We start from the raw sequence: 12,617 nt of genomic DNA on the forward strand, positions 1-12,617 counted from the left end.
GTCACCAGAGGCCCAGCACGTCGCCGCCGATGCGGACCACGAAACCGCCCACGACCACCACGAAGAACGCGCGGACGAAGCCGGCACCGCGAGCCACGGCGGTGCGCGCCCCGACGTAGGAACCGACGACGTTGGCCGCCCCGACGACGAGCCCGACCTCCCAGAGCACCGCACCCTGGGGCACGAAGACGACCAGCGCCGCGAGGTTGGTGGCCCAGTTGGCCAGGCGCGCATTGGCGGACCCCTCCAGGAACGAGTAGCCGAGGAGCCCGACCATCGCCAGCACGAAGAAGCTGCCGGTGCCGGGGCCGAGCGCCCCGTCGTAGAAGCCGACGACGAGGCCGGCGCCCACGGCCAGCGCGACGTGGTGGCCGCGGCCGAAGCGCAGCTCGGTCGCCTCGCCGAGGGACGGCCGGAACAGCACCCAGGCGCCGACCAGGAGCAGCGCGACGAGGACGACCGGGTCGAACGCCTCGCGCGGGATGAAGGACGCGACGACGGCACCGCCGGCCGACCCGACGAAGGCGGCCAGCATCAGCGGCACGAACGTCGACGCCTGCGGTCGTACCCGTCTCAGGTAGGTCGCCGAGCTGACCGTCACCCCCAGCCAGGACGCGAGCTTGTTGGTGGCCAGGACCTGCACCGGGCTCGCGCCGGGCAGCCCGACGAGCAGGGCCGGGAGCTGGACCAGCCCGCCGCCGCCGACGACCGCGTCGACGAAGCCGGCGACCAGGCCCGCCAGGGCGAGCAGCGCCAGCAGGGTCAGGCCGGGGTCCTCCACGGCGGTCACCCTAGGACCGCGCGCGGGCGACCTAGGGTGGCGGGCGTGCGTATCGTCTCCCTCCTCCCCTCGACCACCGAGATCCTCTTCGCGATCGGCGCCGGGGACGAGGTGGTCGGCGTGACGTTCGAGTGCGACCACCCCGCCGAGGCACGGACGCGGCGGATCGTGTCGACCTCGAACCTGCCCGAGGGCCTCGACCCCGCCGGGATCGACGCCGCGGTGTCGGCCGCCGTGGCCCGCGGCGAGGACCTCTACCGGCTCGACGAGGACGCCCTGGCCGGGCTCGACGCCGACCTCGTGGTCACCCAGGACCTGTGCGCGGTGTGCGCGATCGACGTCTCGACCGTCAGCGACGCCCTGACCCACCTCGGCTGCACCGCCGACGTCGTCACCACCGACCCGCACACCCTGGCCGAGGTGCTCGGCACGGTCGGCGAGCTCGGCCGACGCACGGGGCGTGAACCGGCCGCCGCCGCCCTGGTGGCCTCGCTGGAGGAACGGCTCGCGGCCGTGCAGCAGCGCGTCGCCGGCCGGCCCCGCCCGCGCGTGGTGGTGCTGGAGTGGACCGACCCGCCGTACGCCCCGGGTCACTGGATCCCGGAGATGGTCCAGGCCGCGGGCGGCGACTGCGTCCTCGGCGCCGCCGGCGAGAAGTCCGTGCGCACCACGTGGGAGGCCGTCCACGCCGCCCGGCCCGACCTGGTCGTCGTCGCCCCCTGCGGCTTCGACCGCGCGGCGTCCCAGGCCCAGGCCGACGCCCTGGTCGCGGCCGGCGTGCTGCCGGCCGGGGCCCGCGTCCACGCCGTCGACGCCGACGCCTCCTGGGCGCGCCCCGGCCCGCGCCTGGTGGACGGGGTCGAGGAGCTGGCCGGGGTGCTGCACGGGGGCTGACCGGTCGTCTGTCGCCGAGGGAGCGCCAGCACCGCGGTGGTCGAAGAGGCGGCGGCAACCCCCGGTGGTCGAGGAGGCAGCGCAAGCCCCGGTGGTCGAGGAGCGAGCGCCAGCGAGCGTCACGAGACCAGCACCCGGGGGCCGACGAGCGAACGCAGCGAGCGTCACGAGACCAAGGCCCGGTGGTCGAGGAGCGAGCGCCAGCGAGCGTCACGAGACCCTCTCCACAAGGACATAGGTCCACTGACGATCGAACGCCTGTTCGACTACACTAGATCCATGACCACCACCCCAGACGACAGCACCGGGCCCGACCCGATGCTCGACGTCCAGGTCGAGGCCGTCATGTCCCCGGACCCCTCGTTCCTCGACTGGGTCCACGAGCTCGACAACCGCCGCGAAGCCACCCGAGCCGCCCTGCTGGCTGAGGTCAAGGACGCCAAGGCGGTCCGCGCCGCGGCAGAAGTCCGGGTGCTCCAGAGCATCGTGGAGTGGTGCATCGCGAACGAAGCGCTACGCGACGACGAAGCGATGTGGATCGCCGGTTACGGCGACCACGGCCTGTCCCTCGGCGGTGTCGGGTGTCCGTTGGTGCGTGAGTCCGCGGTCATCGAGATCTCCGCCGTCCTGGGCGTCTCGACCAGGTCCGGTGCCGACCAGATCGCGATCACCCTCGAGCTGCGCTACCGCCTCCCCAGACTCTACGAACGCGTCGTGTCCGGTGCCTGCCCGGTCTGGCGGGCCCGACTCGTCGCAGAGAAGACCATGGCCCTGTGCGAGGACGGTGCCGCGGAGGTCGACCGGCTCGTCGCTCCGTTCGCGCACTCCATCTCCTACGCCCAACTGTCCCGCCTGACCGACGAAGCACTGATGCGGTGGGACCCCGCCGCGGCGGAGGAGAAGCGGAAGGCTGCCGCCGACGGCAGGTACTGCCGCATCGGACTCGCCGACCACGCCGACGGCACCGTCCAGCTCGACGCCGGGCTCGACCTCGCCGACGCCATGGCCCTCGAAGCCACCGTCCGCGACCGGGCGAAGGCCTACGCCGACGACGGATCGACCGAGTCCCTCGACGTCCGCCGCTCCCAGGCCCTGGGCTCGCTGGCCCTCGGCCAGGCCATGCTCCCCGAGGGCCACGATGAGCCCACGACACCCGCGGGTCCGGCCCTGGTGCTGTTCGCCCACATCCCCGGCGGCGTGTTCAACCCGCTCTTCTGTGCCGGCGCCGGCGACGTCAACGACACCCTCGTCTCACGCCTGGACAACCGGCACCCCGCCAAGGGCCCGATCACCACCGCCCAGGTCCGCCAATGGGCCAGCACCGCCGCCTCGATCACCATCCGGCCGGTCCTCGACCTGGCCGAGACGATCCACTGCGACTCCTACGAGTGCTCCGACCGCCTCAAGGAACAGACCCAGCTGCGCGACACCACCTGCGTCTTCCCCTGGTGCACCAACCCGGCCGTCTTCACCGACATGGAACACGTCATCCCGTACCCCGAAGGACCGACCGAGACCGGGAACGTCGCCCCCGCCTGCCGCCAGCACCACCGCGCCAAGACCCACATGGGCTGGGACTACGAGGCACTCGGCCCAGGGCTGTACCTGTGGACTAGTCCCCAAGGCGAGCGGTACCTCCGCTCCCACGCCGGGACCCATCCGATCGACCAGCTGCCGCCCGGTCCACCACCCGACCCACTCCCCAAAACGCCGGACACCACCCCCTACCCGGCGCCGCCGCCCCAGGTCGCAGACGACCCCGACCAACCCGGCAATGCCACCGCGTCACCACCCCGCAACACCACCCCACCCTTCTGACCCACTGACACTCAGCAGCAGCCCTACCGCCGGACCGGGCACGCCCACCGGCGGTACCGGCGCGCCAGGTCACACCGGTGGCTCTCGACTCGCGATCTAGTGCCACCTGCTGACAGCAGATCACGACCCGACCACCCCGCGGCTTACCCGCTGCAGCGACCGGTCTCGTGACGCTCGCTTCGCTCGCTCCTCGACCACCGGCGGTACCGGCCCGCCCGGACCTCCCCCGGGCACACGGCGGCTCTCGACCCGCTGCCGCGACCGGTCTCGTGACGCTCGCTTCGCTCGCTCCTCGACCACCGGGGCCGGCCGCTCGCCCCTCGACCACCGGGGCCGCCGCTCGCTCCTCGGCCACCGGGGGCCCGGCGGGTGACGCCGCCGCGGCGCCCTGCGCGGGAGCGGAGGGAGCCGTGAGCCTGCGACAGAGACGCACCGGGCCCGGGGGGCGAGGTGGCGGCACCGCGGCGGCGTACCGGGTGGGCGCCGGAGCGCCCGCGCCGAGGCTAGGGAAGGTGCGGCGTCACCGTGTCTCGATCACTGAAGCTGTTGCTGTCTCGTGACCGAGATGTTGCCGTCCAGTGGATCGGGTCAGCCGACCCAGGACCCCCGGCCACCGCCACCGAACCAGTCGCGCCCCGAGAAGCCACCGAGCCCGCCGCCGCCCGCTGCGCCGCCGGCGCCGCCACGCCCGCGGGAACCGAGGTAGGAGCCGACCACCGCCGCGCCGAGGTCGTCGAGCTCGGGCGCGACGACCCGACCGTCGACGCGCTGGGCCATCTGCTCGATGAAACGCGCCAGACCCGGGTCCTCCCCCAGCCGGAAGAACGTGGTCTGCGCCCCCAGCCGCCGCGCGTTGTCGAGCTCCTTGACCGCGTAGGCCACCGTCAGCGGGTGCGGCGGGTAGGAGAACCACACCTCGCCGTCCGGCTCGAGGTGGGAGGTCGGCTCGCCGTCGGTGACGATCAGCAGCACCGGCTGGGCGTTCGGGTGCTTGCGGAAGTGCCGGTTGGCCAGCAGCAGCGCGTGGTGGAGGTTGGTGCCCTTGTCCCACATCGCGTCGAGCGCCGTGAGCTGCTCGATCTCCATTACCTCGGCGTGCCGGCCGAAGCCGATCAGCTGGAGCGCGTCACCGCGGAAGCGCGATCGGATCAGCGTGTGCAGCGCGAGCGCGGTGCGCTTCATCGGCACCCAGCGGCCGTCCATCGCCATCGAGAACGACGTGTCCACCAGCAGCGCCACGCAGGCCTGCGTCCGGTCCTCGGTCTCGGACACCTCGATGTCCTCGAGCTCGATCGCCCGCCCGCCGACGGCGCCGGCCGCCGACCCGCCCAGCGCCGCGCCGGCACGACGGCGTACGGAGTTGAGCACGGTCCGCGGGATGTCCCACGGCTCGGTGTCACCGAACTCCCAGCCGCGGGAGGACCCGGTCATCTCCCCGGCCCCACCGGCGCGACGGGTGTCGCGCTGACCCTGGCGCCCGCTCATCCGGGTCGCCACGTCACGCAGCAGCGCCTTGCCGAGCTGCCGCATCGCCTTGGGCGTCAGGCGCAGCTGCCCGTCCGAGCCGCGCTGCATCGTGCCGCTGTCGCGCAGCGCCTTCTCCAGCTCCTGCAGCGTGCGGGCGTCGACCGAGGCCTGGTCGCCGAGCTGGCGGGCGAGCTTGTCGAGGTCGACGTCGTCCATCCGGGAGCCGGAGTACGACTGGGCGAGCTGGTCCGCGAGGTCGTCGAGGTCCGCGAGGTCCTGGAAGACGCCCGTGCCGTCACCGAGTCCGAGCCCCTCCTCGCCGTCCATCCTCTCCGAGCCGCCCCAGTCCTCCCCGGGTCGCAGCCCGCGCAGGTTGGCGTCGAGCTGCGACAGCGAGTCCATCAGCTCGGGCGAGCCGAAGGCCTGCTGCGCCAGGGCGTCGAGCTCGGCGCGCTGCTCGGGCGTCATCGAGTTGCGCATCCGCTGCGCCGCCGCCGCCCGCTGGGCCAGCGCGTCGAGCAGCTCGTCGATGTCCTGCGGGCCCTCGGGGAAGTACTCCCCGTGCTTGGCCATGAAGTCGTCGAAGTCCGCAGGCGTGTCCTCGCCCCGCGCGTGCTTGGCGAGCAGCTCGTTCAGGTCGCCGAGCATCTCGTTGATCGCCGCACGGTCCTCGTCGGTGGCGTTCTCGAGCGCCTGCTTCATGCCGGCGAAGCGCTGCTCGAGCATCTCGCGACCCAGCAGGTCCTTGATCTTCTCGAAGTCGGCGCGGGCCTCGCTGCTCTGCCAGTCGTAGGACGACAGCTCGCTGACCGCGGCGGCCGGGCTGGCCGGCAGGTTGTCGAGCTGCATCTCGCGGAACGCGCGGTCGCCGTCGTCCATCAGCGCGTCGCGCGCGAGCTGCTTGCGCTCCTCGAGCACCGCCTTGTCCAGCAGCTCCTTGATCTCGGCCAGGGTGCCGTCGAGGTTGTGCCGGTCCATCAGCTCGCGGCGTCGCTCCGCGACCCGTCGGGCGAGGTCGTCGAGGCCGGCCTGGTCCTGGCCCCCGCGACGCAGGAACTCCCGCATCGCCCGCTCGGGGCTGTAGCCGGCCATCACGTCCTCGCCGATCGCGTCCAGGGCCTCGGAGAGGTCGACCGGCGGCGCCAGCGGGTCGCCGCCGTCGTAGCGCTTGAAGCGGGTGCGGTCCTTCACGGGGCGCTCCTCGTCGGGGCTGTGGTCGGAACGGTGCGGGCGGGGCGGCTCAGCCGTACACCGTCTCCCGGCCGTCGGTGTCCTTGCCGACCTTGCGGGCGAGGTACAGCCCCTCGAGCGCGAGCTCGATGGCGCCGGCCCGCTGGCCGTCGTTGGTCGCGCCCAGCGCGTCGCAGACCTGGTCGTAGAGGTCGGACTCCCCCAGCACCGGCAGACCGGTCAGGAAGTCGCGGGCCGTGACCTGCTCGCCGGTGCTGACCATCGCGCCGTTCTCGATGGCGTCGGCCAGCAGCCCCAGGTCGATGCCGCGCAGGTGCGCGCGCACCACCTCGGCGGTGGCGGTGCGCAGCAGGTGGGTCAGCACCTCCTGCTCGCGGCCCTCCTCGCCGGTCTCGAACTCGATCTTGCCGCCGAGGACCTCCACGGCGGTCTCGAGGTCGACCACGCGGGCCACCGCCTCGTCCTCGCCGTGGCGCGTGGCGCGGTGGAGCGCGGCGGCGGCGATGGTCTCGGCGCCGGCGATCGCGAAGCGGGCCGAGACGCCGGAGCGCTGGTCGACCGCGGAGGAGTCGCGCAGGTTGCGGGTGAAGCGCGCCAGCACCTCGACCAGGTGGTCCGGCACGTCGGCGACGAGGTCGGCCTCCTGGCGGATCACGCGGATCTCGGCGTCCAGCTCGGTCGGGTAGTGCGTGCGGATCTCGGCGCCGAAGCGGTCCTTGAGCGGGGTGATGATCCGACCGCGGTTGGTGTAGTCCTCGGGGTTCGCGCTGGCCACGACGAGCACGTCGAGGGGCAGCCGCAGCACGTAGCCGCGGATCTGCACGTCGCGCTCCTCCATCACGTTGAGCATCGCGACCTGGATCCGCTCGGCGAGGTCGGGCAGCTCGTTGAGCGCCACGATGCCGCGGTGGCTGCGCGGCACGAGCCCGAAGTGGATCGTCTCGGGGTCGCCCAGCGAGCGGCCCTCGGCGACCTTCATCGGGTCGACGTCGCCGATCAGGTCGGCCACGGACGTGTCGGGGGTCGCGAGCTTCTCGGCGTACCGCTCGTCGCGGTGGCGCCACACGACCGGCAGCTCGTCGCCGAGCTCGGCGGCGCGGCGCTGCGAGGCGTGGATGATCGGGTCGTACGGGTGCTCGCCGAGCTCGGAGCCCTCGATCACCGGCGTCCACTCGTCGAGCAGGCCGACCATCGTGCGCAGCAGCCGGGTCTTGCCCTGGCCGCGCTCGCCGAGCAGCACGATGTCGTGGCCCGCGATCAGCGCCCGCTCGAGCTGCGGGACCACGGTGTGCTCGAAGCCGTGCAGGCCCGGCCACGGGTCGCGGCCCTCGCGCAGGGCGTCCAGCAGGTTCTCGCGGATCTCAGTGCGGAGCGAGCGCAGCTGGTGCCCGGAGGCGCGCAGCTGGCCGACGGTACGGGCCTCGGGGGCCGGCGACGGGGAGGGACCGGCGGTCGGGGTGGCAGTCACGAATTCCACGGTACGCCCGGCCGCCCAGCCCGTGACGGGCCCTCCCCGCGGACGGCCTGCCCGGTGTCGGCCGGGGCCAGTAGGGTCCGGTCCGGAGGCGCTCGAGGGCGAGTGTCGGAAGGAGTGCGGTCGTGGGACGCACGCTGCTGTCCGTGAACGACTCGGCCTGGCTGTTCGCCGAGACCCGTCGTACCCCGATGCAGGTCGGCATGCTGGCGACCTTCCGGGTGCCCGAGGGCGAGCCGACCTTCGTGGCGGACCTCGTCGCGAGGTGGCGGGAGGCGCGGCACTTCCACCCGCCCTACAACTACCTCTTCCACCGGTTCCCGGTCCCGAGCTGGAGCGAGCTCGAGGACGACCAGATCGACCTCGACTACCACCTGCGCCACTCCGCCCTGCCCTCTCCCGGCTCCCAGCGCGAGCTCGGCGTCCTGGTCTCGCGGCTGCACTCCTCCCGGATGGACCGGCGCTACCCGTTGTGGGAGTGCCACGTCATCGAGGGCCTGGAGGAGGACCGCTGGTCGCTCTACTTCAAGGCGCACCACTCCCAGGTCGACGGCGTCGGCGGGGTACGCCTCCTGCGCCGGATGCTCTCGGTCGACCCCGAGCGCCGCGGCATGCTGCCCCCGTGGGCCGTCGGCGCCCACGGGCCCGACCAGTCCGGGCTGCCGCCGCGCGAGAAGCCCACGCGCGAGGTGGAGCGTGCAGCCGACGTCGCCGACCGCGACTCCCTGCTCGGCGACCTCGCCACCGGGGTCACCGACCGGGTGCGCGCCGGCGCGGCGGTCGGCGGCTCGCTGGCCCAGACCTACGTCGAGACGCTGACCGGCCTGCGCCGCGACCCCGACCGCGCCGTGCCCTTCCGCGCCCCACGCTCGATCCTCAACGAGCGCATCCACGCACCCCGCCGCTTCGCCACCCAGCACTACTCCGTCGACCGGCTCAAGGCCGTCGCGACGGCCGCCGACGCGAGCCTCAACGACGTCTACCTCGCGCTCTGCGGGGGCGCGCTGCGCCGCTACCTGCTCGAGCTCGACGCCCTGCCCACCGACGACCTGACCGCCAACGTGCCGGTGTCGGTCCGCCCGGAGGGCGGCGCCCGGGTGGGCAACGCGATCACCTTCCTCTACGCCAGCCTCGGCACCACCGTCGAGGACCCGCTGCAGCGGGTGGCGCTGATCAAGGCCTCGACGCGGCTGGGCAAGGCCCGCCTGCCTGACGTCGGCGGCGCCGCGATGGACGCCTACACCGCCGCCCTGATGGCGCCGTTCCTGTCCGTGGCGCTCCTCGGCGTCGGCGGTCACGGACGCCCGGCCGCGAACGTCGTGGTCTCCAACGTCCCCGGGCCCGCCGAGACCCGCTACCTCGACGGCTCACCGGTGGAGGAGATCTACCCGGTCAGCCTGCTCTTCAACGGCCAGGCCCTCAACATCACCGGGGTCAGCTACGACGGCTCCTTCAACATCGGCTTCACCGGGTGCCGCGACTCCGTCCCGAGCCTGCAGCGCATCGCGGTGTACTCCGGCGAGGAGCTGGAGCGCCTCGAGCAGGCCCTCGGCCTGTGAGCGCGGCCTCCGTCCTGCTCGGGGGTGCGGCGCTGCTGCTCGCCGTCGGGCTGGGGGCGGCCGTGCTGCTGCTGCGCCGCGAACGGCTCGCCCATGACGCGACCCGGGCCCGCGCGGCCCGGCTCGAGGCCGACCTCGACGCGGCGCTGCGGCCGCCGTCGCCGGCCACCGGCGTCGAGCGCGCGGTGCGCCGCGTCGTGCGCACCGCGGCCCAGCTGCGCCGCGAGGGCGTCGGCGGCCTGCTGCAGTCCTCCCTCGACGACCTGCAGACGTGGGCCACCGACGGCCGGTCCCAGGTCGCCACCATGGCCGCGGCCGACGGCACGGTGACCCTGTTCTTCTCCGACATCGAGGGGTCCACCCGCTTGAACGCCCGGCTCGGCGACGACGCGTTCGTCAAGGTGCTGGCCGCGCACGACGCCCTGGTCCGCTCGCGGGTGGAGAAGCACCGCGGTCAGGTCGTCAAGACCGCCGGCGACGGGTTCATGGTGGCCTTCCGTGACGCCGAGGCCGCCTGCCGGGCCGCGCTGAGCATCCAGCGGCGCCTGGCCTCGGGCCGCGACCACCGGTTGCGCAGGGAGCGCGTCGCCGTCCGGATCGGGATCCACACCGGCACCGCGGTCAGCCGCGACGGCGACTACTTCGGGCGCAACGTCGCCACGGCGGCGCGGCTCGCCGACCTGGCCGACGGGGGGCAGGTGCTGGCCTCGCGCGCGGTCGCCGCGGCCCTCGACGAGGACGCGGTGATCGTCCTCGAGCCGCGCGGCGAGACGGAGCTGCGAGGGCTGCCGGGCACGCACGAGGTCTACCTGGTCGAGCCCCGGCCGGGCACGCCGCCCTAGTCGCGCTGGCGGAGCAGGAGCGCGACGGCCTGCGTACGACGGGAGACGCCGAGCTTCGACAGCATCCCGGTCACGTGGTTCTTCACCGTCTTCTCGCTGATCTGGAGCTCGCCGGCGATGCGCCGGTTGCTCAGGCCCTCGGCGATCAGGTCGAGCACCGCCCGCTCCCGCGGGGTCAGTCGCCACAGGGCCGGTCGGCCGCCGGTCGCGTACGCCACCGAGTCGGCCGCGGCCACGACGCCGGCGGGCGGGGCACCCTCCTGGCCGGGAGCGCGGGAGCGTACCGGCGGCAGCGCGAGGGTGCCGCCGGCCGCGACCTTCCGCACCCCGTCGAGCAGGTGACCGCCGCCGACCCCCTTCAGCAGGACCCCCGAGGCACCGGCCGCGAGCACGCCCGTGACCGCCACCTCGTCGTCGAAGGCGGTGAGCACCACGACCGCCGTGCCCTGGGCCAGGGCCGCCCGGCAGACCTCGGCGCCGTCACCGTCGGGCAGCCGGACGTCGACCACGGCCAGGTCCGGCAGGACCCGCCTCAGCTCGCGCATCGCCCCGGCGACGTCCCCGGCCTCACCGGCCACCTCGAGGTCCGGCTCGGCGTCCAGCAGCGACCGCAGCCCGCGACGCACCAGCTCGTGGTCGTCGACCAGCAGCACCCGCACGACCCGGGCCGGTGCCGCGATCTCGGTGGGCTGCTGGGTCATGGCGGGCATCGAGCCAGTTTCAACGACCCGGGTGGCACCGCCCAGAGGCGTACGTCGCGGCGCCCGCGTGACCTAGGTCCCTGGAGTGCCCGGGTCCCGCGTCGACCGCTCCCGCTCGACCCGGTCGGCCTCGGCGGCGCGCGCCTCCTCGTCGGCGACCTCCACACCGTCCTCGCTCGGGGCGGTGACCAGCTCGAACCCGCCGTCGTGGCGGTCCGCCCCGCTGGTGACCGCGACCTCGACCAGGGCCACGCCGGCCCGCTCGCGCACGATGATCGGGTCGTGGCGCAGGTCGCGGTAGAGCGAGAGGCACAGCGCGAGGATGACCAGCACGAACGGCACCGAGGCGACCACGGTCACCCGCTGCAGGCCGCTGAGGGCGTTGTTGCCGCCGACGGCGAGCATGATCGCGGCCACGGCGCCGGTCAGCGTCCCCCAGAAGACCACCGTGCGCTTGCTGGGCTCGATCCGCCCCTTCTCCGACAGCGTGCCCATCACCAGCGAGGCGGCGTCGGCGCCGGAGACGAAGAAGACCGCCACCAGCAGCATGACCACCACGGTCGAGACCGAGGCCAGGGGGTAGTCGCCGAGCAGCGCGAAGAGCGCGGTGTCGAAGTTGACGACGCCGTCCGGGGCGAGGTCGCCGCCGGTGCGCTGCTGGTCGATCGCCGCGCCGCCGAAGACCGCGAACCAGACCAGGCTGACCAGGGTCGGCACCAGCAGCACGCCGGTCACGAACTGGCGGATGGTGCGGCCCCGGCTGATCCGGGCGATGAACATGCCGACGAAGGGGGTCCAGGAGACCCACCAGGCCCAGTAGAAGACCGTCCAGTCGCCCAGCCAGGCGTTCATGTCGGCGTCGCCGGTGGCGGCGGTCCGCGAGGCCATCTCGCCCATCTGGCCGAGGTAGTCGGCCAGCGTGGTCGGGATCAGGTTCAGGATCAGCAGGGTCGGGCCGACGACGAAGACGAAGACGGCCAGGACCAGCGCGAGGACCATGTTGCCGTTGGAGAGGTACTGGATGCCCTTCTCGACGCCGGACACCGCGGAGGCGATGAAGGCGACCGTCAGGACCGCGATGATGCCGACCAGGACGGGGGTGCCGACCTCGCCGACCCACCCGTTGAAGCGCAGGCCGCCGGCGATCTGCAGGGCGCCGAGGCCCAGCGAGGCGGCCGAGCCGAAGAGCGTGGCGAAGATGGCCAGGATGTCGACCACGCGACCGAACGGGCCCTCCGCGTGCCGGCCGATCAGGGGCCAGAAGGCGGCGGAGATGGTCTGCGAGCGCCCGGCGCGGTAGCTGCCGTAGGCGATGGCGATGCCGACCACGGCGTAGATCGCCCAGGGGTGCAGGCCCCAGTGGAACATCGTGGTCGCCATCGCGACCTCGATCGCGTCGTCGGAACCGCCCTCGACCGTGCCCGGGGGCGGGGAGGTGAAGTGCGACAGCGGCTCGGCGACGCCGTAGAACATCAGGCCGATGCCCATGCCCGCGCTGAACATCATCGCGATCCAGGAGACCGTCTTGAACTCCGGCTTCTCCCCGTCGTGGCCGAGCGGGATCTTGCCGTAGCGGCTGGCGGCCAGCCACAGCACGTAGACCACGAAGAAGGACGAGACCAGCACGAAGAACCAGCCGCCGTTGGTGACCACGGCGTCCTGCGCGGTCGTCGAGGCGGAGGCGAGGTTCTTGGTGCTGAGGATCCCCCACGCCACGAAGCCGATCGCGATCGCGCCGGTGACCACGAAGACCACGAGGTCGACGTTGTCGCGCCAGCGCGGGGACAGGGGGCGGTCGGCCGCGCTCGTGCCGCGGCCGGGGCCGGGGCCGGCTGCGGGGCCGGGGGTCGGTGTCTGCTCGTCGATGGCCACCGACCGAGGTTAAGCCCA

At 73.4% G+C, this 12,617-nt stretch carries 9 protein-coding genes; 4 read left to right on the forward strand and 5 right to left on the reverse strand.

Annotated elements, in window-relative coordinates; genetic code table 11:
* Position 1 precedes the first annotated feature (1 nt).
* Positions 2 to 781, reverse strand: a complete 780-nt coding sequence (locus tag GV155_RS15050; protein WP_160009246.1) for a TSUP family transporter — start codon at positions 779 to 781, stop codon at positions 2 to 4.
* Positions 782 to 826: 45 nt separating this feature from the next.
* Between GV155_RS15050 and GV155_RS15055 the strand changes: the two genes are divergently transcribed.
* Entirely contained in the window at positions 827 to 1,675 is an 849-nt protein-coding gene (locus GV155_RS15055) for a cobalamin-binding protein (RefSeq protein ID WP_160009248.1), read from the forward strand.
* Positions 1,676 to 1,954: 279 nt separating this feature from the next.
* Positions 1,955 to 3,493, forward strand: coding sequence for an HNH endonuclease signature motif containing protein (locus tag GV155_RS15060; RefSeq protein ID WP_160009250.1), 1,539 nt, complete (start codon positions 1,955 to 1,957; stop codon positions 3,491 to 3,493).
* Positions 3,494 to 4,081: 588 nt separating this feature from the next.
* Here GV155_RS15060 and GV155_RS15065 read toward each other — a convergent pair.
* Positions 4,082 to 6,151 (reverse strand): vWA domain-containing protein, encoded by a 2,070-nt coding sequence (locus GV155_RS15065; protein ID WP_160009252.1) that lies wholly within the window; start codon positions 6,149 to 6,151, stop codon positions 4,082 to 4,084.
* Between the two features lie 49 nt (positions 6,152 to 6,200).
* Entirely contained in the window at positions 6,201 to 7,619 is a 1,419-nt protein-coding gene (locus GV155_RS15070; RefSeq protein WP_160009254.1) for a sigma 54-interacting transcriptional regulator, read from the reverse strand.
* A 131-nt stretch (positions 7,620 to 7,750) separates the two neighbouring features.
* Between GV155_RS15070 and GV155_RS15075 the strand changes: the two genes are divergently transcribed.
* Together GV155_RS15075 and GV155_RS15080 are read left to right on the forward strand one after the other, a co-directional pair.
* Positions 7,751 to 9,184, forward strand: coding sequence for a WS/DGAT/MGAT family O-acyltransferase (locus GV155_RS15075; RefSeq protein WP_201300187.1), 1,434 nt, complete (start codon positions 7,751 to 7,753; stop codon positions 9,182 to 9,184).
* Positions 9,181 to 10,026 carry an adenylate/guanylate cyclase domain-containing protein gene (locus GV155_RS15080; protein WP_160009256.1) on the forward strand — a complete coding sequence of 282 codons (846 nt, stop codon included), beginning with the start codon at positions 9,181 to 9,183 and terminating at the stop codon, positions 10,024 to 10,026. The genes GV155_RS15075 and GV155_RS15080 overlap by 4 nt, the downstream gene beginning before the upstream one ends.
* Here the strand turns inward: GV155_RS15080 and GV155_RS15085 are convergent.
* The gene (locus tag GV155_RS15085) at positions 10,023 to 10,736 is read right to left on the reverse strand and encodes a response regulator transcription factor (protein WP_236554346.1); all 714 of its coding nucleotides are present in this window, start codon (positions 10,734 to 10,736) and stop codon (positions 10,023 to 10,025) included. The two genes, GV155_RS15080 and GV155_RS15085, sit on opposite strands and share 4 nt — an antisense overlap.
* A gap of 63 nt (positions 10,737 to 10,799) precedes the next feature.
* Complete coding sequence (locus GV155_RS15090; RefSeq protein WP_160009260.1) at positions 10,800 to 12,599, reverse strand: BCCT family transporter; 1,800 nt, start codon at positions 12,597 to 12,599, stop codon at positions 10,800 to 10,802.
* Positions 12,600 to 12,617: the final 18 nt, after the last annotated feature.

Origin of the sequence: Nocardioides sp. AX2bis, from assembly GCF_902506435.1 — a bacterium.
Classification (GTDB): Bacteria; Actinomycetota; Actinomycetes; order Propionibacteriales; family Nocardioidaceae; genus Nocardioides.

What these genes read in the sequence shown, in the direction of transcription:
- GV155_RS15060 (WP_160009250.1), top strand. Translation starts at nt 1,955, where the DNA reads ATGACCACCACCCCAGACGACAGCACCGGGCCCGACCCGATGCTCGAC.
- GV155_RS15085 (WP_236554346.1), bottom strand. Translation starts at nt 10,736, where the DNA reads ATGCCCGCCATGACCCAGCAGCCCACCGAGATCGCGGCACCGGCCCGG.